The 9,618-nt window shown below is 71.3% G+C and carries 15 protein-coding genes; 4 read left to right on the top strand and 11 right to left on the bottom strand.

Going from position 1 to position 9,618, the window contains the following annotated elements; translation table 11 throughout:
* Positions 1-116: 116 nt before the first annotated feature.
* The 10 genes from ACFV0G_RS09115 to ACFV0G_RS09070 all read right to left on the bottom strand — a co-directional run bounded on the left by ACFV0G_RS09115 (position 117) and on the right by ACFV0G_RS09070 (position 4,724).
* Entirely contained in the window at positions 117-950 is an 834-nt protein-coding gene (locus ACFV0G_RS09115) for a phiSA1p31-related protein (protein WP_380544071.1), read from the bottom strand.
* Positions 947-1,240, bottom strand: a complete 294-nt coding sequence (locus tag ACFV0G_RS09110; protein WP_380544069.1) for a hypothetical protein — start codon at positions 1,238-1,240, stop codon at positions 947-949. Before ACFV0G_RS09110 ends, ACFV0G_RS09115 begins: the two co-directional genes overlap by 4 nt.
* On the bottom strand, positions 1,240-1,581 hold the full coding sequence (locus ACFV0G_RS09105; protein ID WP_380544066.1) for a WhiB family transcriptional regulator: 342 nt from the start codon (positions 1,579-1,581) through the stop codon (positions 1,240-1,242). The genes ACFV0G_RS09110 and ACFV0G_RS09105 overlap by 1 nt, the downstream gene beginning before the upstream one ends.
* The gene (locus ACFV0G_RS09100) at positions 1,578-1,868 is read right to left on the bottom strand and encodes a hypothetical protein (protein ID WP_380544063.1); all 291 of its coding nucleotides are present in this window, start codon (positions 1,866-1,868) and stop codon (positions 1,578-1,580) included. The genes ACFV0G_RS09105 and ACFV0G_RS09100 overlap by 4 nt, the downstream gene beginning before the upstream one ends.
* Complete coding sequence (locus ACFV0G_RS09095; RefSeq protein ID WP_380544060.1) at positions 1,865-2,101, bottom strand: hypothetical protein; 237 nt, start codon at positions 2,099-2,101, stop codon at positions 1,865-1,867. The genes ACFV0G_RS09100 and ACFV0G_RS09095 overlap by 4 nt, the downstream gene beginning before the upstream one ends.
* Entirely contained in the window at positions 2,098-2,511 is a 414-nt protein-coding gene (locus ACFV0G_RS09090; protein ID WP_380544057.1) for a hypothetical protein, read from the bottom strand. The genes ACFV0G_RS09095 and ACFV0G_RS09090 overlap by 4 nt, the downstream gene beginning before the upstream one ends.
* Entirely contained in the window at positions 2,508-3,413 is a 906-nt protein-coding gene (locus tag ACFV0G_RS09085) for a hypothetical protein (RefSeq protein WP_380544054.1), read from the bottom strand. Before ACFV0G_RS09085 ends, ACFV0G_RS09090 begins: the two co-directional genes overlap by 4 nt.
* Positions 3,410-4,165, bottom strand: coding sequence for a phage antirepressor (locus ACFV0G_RS09080; RefSeq protein WP_380544052.1), 756 nt, complete (start codon positions 4,163-4,165; stop codon positions 3,410-3,412). Before ACFV0G_RS09080 ends, ACFV0G_RS09085 begins: the two co-directional genes overlap by 4 nt.
* Positions 4,166-4,242: 77 nt before the next feature.
* On the bottom strand, positions 4,243-4,521 hold the full coding sequence (locus ACFV0G_RS09075; RefSeq protein WP_380544050.1) for a hypothetical protein: 279 nt from the start codon (positions 4,519-4,521) through the stop codon (positions 4,243-4,245).
* On the bottom strand, positions 4,518-4,724 hold the full coding sequence (locus ACFV0G_RS09070) for a helix-turn-helix domain-containing protein (RefSeq protein ID WP_380544160.1): 207 nt from the start codon (positions 4,722-4,724) through the stop codon (positions 4,518-4,520). Before ACFV0G_RS09070 ends, ACFV0G_RS09075 begins: the two co-directional genes overlap by 4 nt.
* Before the next feature lie 198 nt (positions 4,725-4,922).
* On the opposite strand from ACFV0G_RS09070, the gene ACFV0G_RS09065 reads away from it, so the two are divergent.
* Positions 4,923-5,450, top strand: a complete 528-nt coding sequence (locus ACFV0G_RS09065) for a helix-turn-helix transcriptional regulator (protein ID WP_380544047.1) — start codon at positions 4,923-4,925, stop codon at positions 5,448-5,450.
* Between the two features lie 367 nt (positions 5,451-5,817).
* A complete protein-coding gene (locus ACFV0G_RS09060; RefSeq protein ID WP_380544044.1) occupies positions 5,818-7,101 on the top strand; it encodes a hypothetical protein in 1,284 nt (427 codons plus the stop codon).
* A 62-nt stretch (positions 7,102-7,163) separates the two neighbouring features.
* Here the strand turns inward: ACFV0G_RS09060 and ACFV0G_RS09055 are convergent, their stop codons facing one another.
* Positions 7,164-7,511: a chorismate mutase gene (locus ACFV0G_RS09055; protein WP_380544041.1), complete on the bottom strand. Its 348-nt coding sequence runs from the start codon at positions 7,509-7,511 to the stop codon at positions 7,164-7,166.
* A gap of 340 nt (positions 7,512-7,851) precedes the next feature.
* Between ACFV0G_RS09055 and ACFV0G_RS09050 the strand changes: the two genes are divergently transcribed.
* Positions 7,852-8,277: an OsmC family protein gene (locus tag ACFV0G_RS09050; RefSeq protein ID WP_380544038.1), complete on the top strand. Its 426-nt coding sequence runs from the start codon at positions 7,852-7,854 to the stop codon at positions 8,275-8,277.
* Positions 8,278-8,874: 597 nt separating this feature from the next.
* On the top strand, positions 8,875-9,618 hold a 744-nt coding region (locus tag ACFV0G_RS09045), incomplete at its 3' end, for a PAS domain S-box protein (protein ID WP_380544035.1).

Genomic DNA, 9,618 nt, shown 5'->3' with positions numbered 1-9,618 from the left:
GGCTTGTGCGGGTTCTCTCGTTTGGTGCGGCCTGGTCGCCCGCGGCGGAGGTGTGGTCACCCCGCCGCGGGCCGTACAGAGGGCGGGTCAGCAGAACTGGGCGCGCGCCGGGAACCTCACCGGGCCACCGCCCGGGTGAGCGGCCCGTACAGGGCGACGACCTCCACCAGCGGCACCCGGTCGTCCGGAACGGTGTCGATGCCGACGACCGCCATCAGGGGCTCGCCGCGGTCGTTGTCGGCGCCGCTGTACTGCCAGGGGTCGCCGTCCTTGTCGGACCAGATGGCGTCCAGGTCGTACGTGGCGCCGTCGACGTCGGCGGTGCGGCACAGCATCGGCATCCAGTCGGAGAGGATGTCGGCCGGGGTCTTGTCCTCGACGCGCACGGGCATGACCAGGCCGAGGAAGTTGCCGCCGTCGGTGGCGAGGAACAGCGGGGAGCGGGGAGCGGTCTGCCAGGCGTGCACGATGCGGCCGGCGGCCTCGAATCGGCTGAGGTAGCGGGTGGTGAAGCAGGTGAGCGGCACCTGCTCGACGTCCTGGTCGAGCAGCTTGGCGAGCATCTTGCGCCAGGCCGGGTACTGGTTGACGTGCCTGGTCGGGGCGGCGACCCGGATCTGCTCGCAGCCGGCCTTGAGGGTGAGCACGGAGTCCTCGCCCTGGACGTCGACCGTGACGCGCACCGTGGCGTCGCCGTCGAGGCGGTCGAGCCAGGCCTGGACGGCGGGGATGTCGGCGCGGCGCAGCAGGGCGTTCGCCTCATAGCTGGTGGCGACCTCGAAGCGGTCGAACGCCATGGTGAAGCGGTCGGTCGCGGTGACGATCAGCCAGTCGCTGCGGATCTCCAGGCGCAGGCCGTTCAGGGCCGGGAGCGAGTCGTCCTCGCAGACGTGGGGCGTGATCCGCTCGATCGCGCGGGTGAGGGCGGCGGCGGGGATGGTGAGGCTCAACGGGGTTCTCCGTTCGGTGAGCTGGTGGCCCGGCCGGTGGCGGCCTGGGCGAGGCGGTAGGTCTGGGTGCTGCTGCGGCGCTTGCCGGAGGCGATCGCGCGGGCGTCCACGAGGGCGCTGGCGGAAACCGGGGTGGCGAGGCGCTGCGGGGTGTAGCCGGGGCCGGGTTCCGGCTCGGGGCGGCCGGCCTGGGCGGCGGGGGTGTGGCGGGGGCAGCGCCATCCGGCGGGGTAGAGGCGGGCCCGTGCGCCGCACAGCTCGCGGCCGGAGCCGCACCGGCCCGCCTCCATCAGCGGCCCCCGCCGGTGGCGCTGCTGGCCTGGGCGGTGCGCTTGCGCCGCTTGTACTCGTCGGCGCGTTCCTTCGCGGTGAGTCCCCCGCGGATGCCGTACCGGTACCCGGGGCCCCGGCTGCCTTCCTGGTGCATGGCGTCGTCCAGGCACGCCGCCCAGACCGAGCACCGGTTGCACCAGGCGCGCGCGTTCCTCACGGCTTCGCCGTTCGGGCCGCCGCCCGTGCCGGGGAAGAACAGGTCGGGGTCTTTGGCTGCCCGGCAGAGGGCGCGGTCGCGCCACTCGGGGTCGCCGGGTCGAAGGAGGCCGGCCAGGGCGCCGACCGAGGTGGCGGTCACCGGGCCGGGCCGGCCGGGGTGGCCTTGCGGAGCGCGCGCTGCAACTGCTCCCGGGCGGAGACCGCATCGGCGTCAGACTCGCCGGTGCTCCAGGTGATGCGGTAGAGCACATCGACCGCCCGCCGGGCGGCCGCCCGCAGTTCGGCGTTGTCAGCGCCGAGGAGGGAGAGCCGCAGGATGTCCGCGCGCAGGTCGACGATGTCGGAGCGGAGCCGGCTGTTCTCGAGGGCGACCTGCTGGTCGCGGTGCCGTGCGATGTGGCGGGCGATGAACTCGGGCAGCATCATCGGGACTCCTCGGCGGTGCGCTGGGCGGGGAAGGTGATGGGGACGGCGGGCGGCCAGTGCTGGCCGGCGGGGCGGCCGCAGCCGCACGGGCAGAGCGCAGCGCGGGCGGCCCGTGCGCGCTGGTCGGCGGTGGTACAGCGGCCGTAGCAGCAGGGGCGGGCGGCGGCCCGGCGCGCGATGCGGCGGGCGAGGCGGCGGGCGAGGCGCGCGTTCAGCGCGGCGATGGGGCTCACAGCCCGGCCTCGTAGTCCGCGATGTCGAGCCGACCGGACCGCCAGACAACGGGGTGCGTCGGCGGCCGGCCCGATCCGACGCACAGCCACCGGCCCCACCGGTCGCGCCGGTGGTGCGGGAGGGCGTTGCCGTCGGCGTCGAGGCCGCGGTTCTCCGCGCAGCCCCAGCACCATCCGCGCCGCTTGGGCTGCCGGACCTCTGGCCACTCCAGCGCGTAGGTGGGGTGGGCGGGGAACGGGCGCTGGCGGTCGGGGAAGCGCAGGTAGAGGTACGCGTTTCGGCAGCTGGTGATGGTCACAGGGATGGCCCGCTGGGTGTCGTGCTTGCCGCGCTCGTGCCAGATGAGCTGGAGGCCGCGGCGGGCCGGGACGCCGTACTGGCGCTGGATCCAGGTCTGGGTGCTGGTCATCGCGCGCCCTCGCTGCCAGCCAGGGCGGCCGCCGTACGGACGGTGGCGACCCACTCGGGCACGGGGAGCGGGTTCTCCCAGCGGGTGGACTGCCGCTCGGCGGCGTCGCACGCGGCGAGCACCCGAGCGCGGCCGTCGGCGAGGTGCTTCACGTATCGGAGGAGGATGGCCTCCTCGGCGTCGTCGCCGTCCCACTCGTTCGGGTCGGCCATGGTTGCGCCGATGCCGTCGGCCAGGTAGCGGTACGCGCTGGCGTCGAGGGCTGCCGGGTCGTCCCAGCTGGCGGCCTGGCCGGTCACCGGCTGCTCGGCCCTCACCCGGTCGTACTCGGCGATGCCGCGCACGATCGCGTGGCAGGCCCACAGGTACTCCCACGACCAGTCGTCGAAGTCCCGCTCCCACTTGGCGGGGAACTCAAGGTCGTAGTCGTCGTGGTCGAACCACGCGACGGCGGTACGGGCGCCGTCCTCGTACTCGAGGCTGTGGTAGCCGTTCTCGAGGATCTGCTCATTGACCGCGTCCGCCAGGCCCGGGTTGCTCGGGCCGTCGGTGGCCACCTTCGCCGTCAGCCAGGCACGGAACCGCTCCTCCGACCAGGCCTTCACCTGGCCGGCCCGGACCTTCTCGCGCCAGTAGCCGGGGTTGATGCCGTGCCGGCTGGAGCCGCGGAACATCTCGAACAGGTCGGCGGTCGGGTGGGACGAGAACACGAAGTTCGGGCCGTCACCGCGGATCAGCAGGCCATTCGGCCAGGTCAGGACGTCGAAGCTGTACACGCCGCCGTACTGCGGGTTCGCCATGCGCAGGTGCCGGTACAGGCCGTCCTCGCGGAGGATCGTCAGCTGGTGCTCGGCGGTCTCACGCTTGAAGCGCTTGGCGATCGGGTCTTCGCTGGTCTTCATCGGGCACCGCCCTGGAGGACGTTGCGCGGCTCAGCCTGCCGCTTGGCGATCCGCCGCTGAATCAGGTCCACGCCCGCCGGCCGCACGTGCAGCGTGTAGTGCGAGCACAGGCCGGTCGTGCGGTGCTCGACCACGTGCTCCGCCGAGCGGAAGTGCCGCCCGTGGCTGGCGTAGAAGTCCCACTGCGTCGTCCCACAGTCCGCGGTCCGCGCGAAGATCAGCCGCTCCGCGATCAGGAACTGCCGAAGATCCTGCTGCCGCCAGCCGAGCAGCTTCGCCACCTCGCGCACCAGCCGGTCACCCGACCCCGCCGACAGGTAGGTGTCGTGCGCGGCCGCCTTCGGCTCCAGCACGGCGACGCGCGCCTCCGCCGCGTCCGCCCGGTCCGCCTCGGCGAGCACCAGGGCCGCCAGCTCCCGCGGCGACGGCGGGGCCGCCTCGTACCGGCCCGTCCGACGGATGCTCGGCAGAACGTCGTGCGTCACCCAGCGCTTGAATCGCTGCGCGCCCTCGACGCGGCTGCGGATGATCGCGGAGTAGAGGCCGGGCTCGTTGATGACGGTGAACTGCTGCTCGCCGCCAGGGGTGTGCAGAGTCTGCACACCCTTCTCGTCGTCCGCGAGCGTCCGGGTCATCGCCGACGCGGCGGAGTAGCCGAGGATGCTCGCGACGTCGGCCGCGACCCACCACGGCTCGTCGTCGGTGGTCACGACCCGGACCGCGGTTCCGGTCTCCGGGAAGCTGAATGGCATGATGGAGGACAAGGCGTCCGCCCTTCTCTAGGTGGGGTGGTGCCGGCCGTCCGGTGGCTCGGGCGGCCTTTTTGCTGTCACGCGGCGCGGCCAACACCAACGGGGATGGAGTCGAACTCGCGGCTGATTTCGAGGATTTGGTCGAGGCGCCAGGTGAGCTTTCCGGCGGTCCCGTTGAACGGGATCTCGCGGGCGTAGGCCTTCCTTTTCAGCCAGGACGCCTTGCAGGGCAGGAGACGCAGCTCCTCGATCTCCTCGGCGGTGTAGTGCCTAAGGGCCGCTTCGGTGAGGCTGCCCGGGTCGGGGGCCGTCGGCTTCTTACGGGTACGGCGCGTGGCCTTGGCCAGCGTGCTCACGTCAGTTCCTCTCGGATGATCGCTTGGAGGGGCACGTCCAGGACGACGGCGATGTCGCGCAGGGTCCGGTCGCTCGCCCCGGCGAGCCCGCGCTCGACCTTGGAGAGGAACCCGCGGTCCTTCCCGATGCGGAAGGCGACCATCCTCAAGCCCAATCCCTGAGCTTTCCTGACGGTCCTGATCGCAGCGCCATTCGGTGTCACCACGCAAGAGAACCACACTCAGGGCTCAACAATCAAGCGTTTGACTTCACTTTGGCTGACGTTTGGGCTCAAGGGTCAAGAGATGGCCACCCCGGCCGCCAGCGATGCAACCATTCGGGCTTCACGCGAGCCCTAGATGCAGGTCAAAAGGCTGGATACCTACGCTGCGGTTGCATGGAAGTGGGGCATCATGGAGGCATGACACACGACTGGCCCGCGCTCGGCCGTGCCGTGGCGCACGCACGCAAAGCCCTGGGCATGACCCAGCAGGACCTGGCCTCAGCCGTCGGCGTTGGCCGGTCCACGGTCCAGTCGCTGGAGCGAGGAGAACGCGCGCACCCGAAGGTGCTGCACACCCATCTCGCCATCGCGAGAGCCCTCGGATGGACCGAAGGCAGCATCGAGCAGGTTCTGACCGGAGGTGCTCCCACGCCGGCCGGGGCCTCCAGATCGACACACGAGATTGGAGCGCCGACTGCAGCCGCAAGCGTCCTAGATGAGCTCTCAGAGCGGGTCAGGCTGGCACTGATAGGCGGGAAGGTCGTCGACGGTGACGTCATCGACCTCGCGCCGGACGACCCGGACTCGGTGGCGGTGCTCATCCTCAAGCGGGGCGAACGGCCCGACGCGACGCCGGAGCAAATGCGCGAGGACCTGAGAAAGTGGGCCAAGCTGCAGCGTGCCGCGCGCGAGATCTTCTCGGAAGACCCCCAGTCCCCCCGCTGAGGCATCAACAAACCACCAAAACCGGCTGTTTCTAGGGCGAACCGTGTGGCAGCATTCCGATTACCTGATGGGGGGTCGACCTACCAGGTAACCGGGGGCCACCCATGCGGTTCGTTCGCGTATCGGAAATCCCCCACGGCGGGCTCTTGTACATCGAGCGGATCCCGGGTGCCGAAACGACTGTGTGGCTGGACGAGCACGAATTCTCGGAAGAGGACGCGGCCAGCCTTGAACGCACGGTCTGCTCGGACGCACGGGCAGCTTGACGTCATACCTGCCGTGAGCATCTGCACGGCGCCACCTTCTGGCCCGGCGGGGCCTACCGTGAGCAGCGCGGGCCCCGCCGGCCCGACGGAACGGAGGGGAAATGGCGTACGCAGAGAAGCGTGTGAGCGAGGCCACGGGCAAGAAGGGCAAGACCACCTGGCGCGCTCGATTCCTGGGGCCTGACGGGAAGTGGAAGAGCGAGCCCGGGTTCCCGACGAAGCTGACGGCCGAGCGATACGGCGAGGAGCAGGAAGCCGCGATCCGTGCGGGTCGGTGGATCGACCCGAAGCTGGGCAGGGCCCGCTTCGGAGACTGGGCGATCGAATGGCTCCAGGCACAGTCACCGCGCGGCCGCACGACCGACAACCGGTGGAACCTGTTGGAGTACCACGTGCTGCCGCGGTGGAGCGACACCGCACTGATCGCCTTCAATTGGTTCGAGGTCGAGGCTTGGGCCCGGTCGCTGGCCGGGTCGGCCGCGGAGAGCACCATCCGTGACGCCGTCGGTCTGCTGTCTCGGATCCTGACCGGTGCCGTCGATGCCCGCCGGATCCCGGTCAACCACCTGTACAACCGGAGGCTGACCTTCCCGGGGGCTGCGGCCAAGAAGCCGGCCGGGAGAGCGGACAAGCCCGCCGTGGTGCCTTATGCCACGACGGAGAACGTGCTGCGGCTCGCCCGCCGGATGGGGCCGAACAACGGGCTGCATATCGTGGCGGCCGCTTTTGCGGGCCCGCGCTGGGAGGAGCTCGTCGGCCTCCACCGCGACAACGCTCTCGTCCTTCGGGAGCAGGACGAAGACGGCGGCCGATTCACCTGCCCGACGATCCGGATCGACCCGGATGTCGGCGCCCTGGCCGAGTACGCAGTGCGCGATCCGGAGACCGGGAAGAGGACGAGCTTCCGGGGCCTGGAGCCACCGAAGAACGAGAAGAGCGCGCGGCAGATCGACCTGCCCCCATTCCTCGCCGCGCTGATCGCGGAGCATCTGGACGGCAGGCCGCACGAGTACGTCTTCACCACGGCGACAGGGAAGTGGTGGTGGCGCAATGCGTGGTGGGAGGTGATCCGGCCGGCAGCCGACGGCCGCCCAGCCCGCCCGCCGGGCCGGGGGCGGCCGGCATGCGAGGCGTGGAAGCCGATCCACCCGGGGCTGACCATGCGCCTCCTGCGACACACCCACGACACCTGGCAGGCCGAGGAGGACGTGCACCCGCTGCTCTCCCACGAGCAGGCTGGGCACAAGTATCCTGGGATCAAGGCCAAGTACCAGCACCCAACAGCGCCCATGCGCCGGCACCGGATCGACGCCTTCCAGCGGCGGTACGAGCGGGCAATGGATCACCTCGGCTGGGAGACCATCTGGGAGGACTCCCAGAAATGATCTCCCGAATATCGCCCGGATGATCTTCATTCGGGTGCGGCTCGCCTCGGCGGCCGGACTGCTTAGCTGGTCGGAGGCTCAGCGGCGATCGCCTCGTGGTGTCTGATGACTTCAGCGATGATGAAATTCAGGAACTTCTCGGCGAAGACAGGATCCAGGTGGGCGCCCGCCGCCAGCTCACGGAGCCGCGCGATCTGCTCGCGCTCCCTGGTCGGGTCGGCCGGGGGCAGCTTGTGCTCGGCCTTCAGTCGGCCGACCCGCTGGGTCGCCTTGAACCGCTCGGCCAGCATGTGGACGACCGCCGCGTCGATGTTGTCGATGCTCTCGCGCAGGCTGGTCAGCTCGGCGCGCACCGTCTCGTCGATCCCCTCCATCGCGTCGGCGGCGGAGTTCGTGGGCTGGTCGGTCATCGCGGGTCGCTCCGGGGCTTGCTCGGCTGGGCACGCCCGAGCAGCGCGGTAACCGGCTCGGGCCTCGGCAAATCTAACAGGGGCCGCCCGCCGAACTCCCGCGATTTGGAGCGACCGTCCACCATCCGGACAGCCGACCGGACGGGCGGCCGGACACGGCGCCGGTCCTGCCCGGCGGGCAACAGACCGGTCGACGGTGCCGGGCGGTCCCGCGCACGGACCGTAGGGCGTGGCGGTACGGCCGACCACCCCGTCCGGCGGACAATCGACACGTAGGCTGGTCACGGCACAGCCGGACGTGACGACCCAGCAGTTCCCCCAGCACAGGAGGTACCTGATCGTGGCAACCACCCGTACCGCTCGCACCGCCTGGGAAGGCAACCTGCTCGACGGCAAGGGCGTGGTGACGTTCGCCTCGTCCGGCATCGGCGAGTACCCGGTCTCCTGGCCCGCCCGCGCGGAGCAGCCCAACGGGAAGACCAGCCCCGAGGAGCTCATCGCCGCCGCGCACTCCGCGTGCTTCTCGATGGCGCTGTCGAACGGCCTCGCCAAGGCGGGAACGCCGCCGACCACCCTGGACACCCAGGCGGACGTCACCTTCCAGCCCGGTACCGGCATCACCGGCATCCACCTGACCGTGACCGGCGACGTGCCCGGCCTGGACGAGGCCGGCTTCACCAAGGCCGCCGAGGACGCCAAGCTGAACTGCCCGGTCAGCCAGGCCCTCACCGGAACGACGATCACCCTCACGGCCAAGCTGGCCTGACCGGGCAGCCCCGTCCGAGTCCCACCGCGTCCCACCGCATCCGGCGGTCTCCGGAGGCGGCACGCGACGGCCTCGGACGACCCGCCCCCGGCCCCCGTCTCACCATGGGGACCGGGGGCATCGTCGTGAATCCCCATACTCTTACAGAAACCTGACGAATCACCCTGGCGGCGGTCGTCCTTCGGAACCCCCGCGGCCTATGATCGGCGGCAGTGGTCCGAGCCCCGGATTTCCCTGTCGGGCACCGTGGGGCCGTCGCGCAACGACGGCCGAGCGGGGACGTGGAGCACCACCGTACGGGCAGCCGTCCGGGTCGAGGTGAGCAGCGGACGGGAGCATGCCGTGCCGGGCCGGAATGAGGGTGTCGACGCACACCACTTGGGCGTGCGGCACGAGGACTTGCACCATGAACGACCCGGCCGGCCGGAAGCGGTGCCCACACCGCCGGCCCGTCCGGACCGGCCGACCGCCACGGCCTCCTCTCATGATCAGCCCCAGCCCCAGGACCTGCACCGGGCCCGGCACCACGCTCCCCAGGTTCCTGGCGGGCTCCGGCCCGATGGACTTGAGGGACTTGAGGGACCTGAGGGGCTCGGGGTGAACGGTGACACGGCACCCGTCTGCCCCACCTGCGGGACCCCGCTCGGTGACCGGACGACGCAGTTGCTGGCGACCGTCGCCGCCAGTGAGTCCCGCTTCCGTGCGGCGTTCGCCGATGCCGGCGTGGGCATGGCCCTGATCGGTGACGACGACCGGATCATCGAGGCCAACCCGGCCTTCGCCGCACTGCTGGGACGGGATGCCGCCGACCTGGTCCGGATGCGGATCCACGACCTGATCGATCCCGAGGAGACGCCTCGGGCGCTGTTCCAGGAGCTCGCGCACGGCAAGCACGAACGCCTCCGCCTCGAACGGCGGCTCCGGCACCGGACCGGCCGCTCGGTGTGGAGCAAGGTGACCGTCTCCCTGATCAGGGACGGGGACGGCAACCCGCTCTCCACCCTGGCCGTGGTCGAGGACGTCACGGAGCAGCGGATGCTCGGCGACCGGCTCGCCTTCCAGACCCTGCACGACCCCCTCACCCGGCTGCCGAACCGGACGCTCTTCTTCGAGCGCCTGGACGCCGCGTTCCGCACGGCGGGCGGGCCGCTCAACGGTGATGCCGGCCACCACCCCGGCCCGTCCGATCCGGCCCTACCCCCGGCGGACACGTCGACAGCAGCGGTGGCAGCCCAGGCCGCCGCCGGCGGGGGGGCGCGCCGGGGCGGTCCCGAGGTCCCGCCGCATCGGGTGGCCGCGCGCGGGTGGCACGGGGGCGCCGGGAGGCGGCGGGGGCCCGCC

It is taken from the genome of Kitasatospora sp. NPDC059571, assembly GCF_042735675.1.
In the GTDB taxonomy this organism is placed as follows: Bacteria; Actinomycetota; Actinomycetes; order Streptomycetales; family Streptomycetaceae; genus Kitasatospora.
The sequence above is the reverse complement of the archived record's forward strand: the minus strand, read 5'-3'. Positions and strand labels throughout refer to the sequence as shown.

Bases quoted from the DNA above. Each gene is read 5' to 3' on its own strand.
- ACFV0G_RS09055 (WP_380544041.1), bottom strand. From the start codon at position 7,511: ATGACCGACCAGCCCACGAACTCCGCCGCCGACGCGATGGAGGGGATC.
- ACFV0G_RS09100 (WP_380544063.1), bottom strand. From the start codon at position 1,868: ATGATGCTGCCCGAGTTCATCGCCCGCCACATCGCACGGCACCGCGAC.
- ACFV0G_RS09090 (WP_380544057.1), bottom strand. From the start codon at position 2,511: ATGACCAGCACCCAGACCTGGATCCAGCGCCAGTACGGCGTCCCGGCC.
- ACFV0G_RS09060 (WP_380544044.1), top strand. From the start codon at position 5,818: ATGGCGTACGCAGAGAAGCGTGTGAGCGAGGCCACGGGCAAGAAGGGC.
- ACFV0G_RS09080 (WP_380544052.1), bottom strand. From the start codon at position 4,165: ATGCCATTCAGCTTCCCGGAGACCGGAACCGCGGTCCGGGTCGTGACC.
- ACFV0G_RS09065 (WP_380544047.1), top strand. From the start codon at position 4,923: ATGACACACGACTGGCCCGCGCTCGGCCGTGCCGTGGCGCACGCACGC.
- ACFV0G_RS09085 (WP_380544054.1), bottom strand. From the start codon at position 3,413: ATGAAGACCAGCGAAGACCCGATCGCCAAGCGCTTCAAGCGTGAGACC.
- ACFV0G_RS09110 (WP_380544069.1), bottom strand. From the start codon at position 1,240: ATGGAGGCGGGCCGGTGCGGCTCCGGCCGCGAGCTGTGCGGCGCACGG.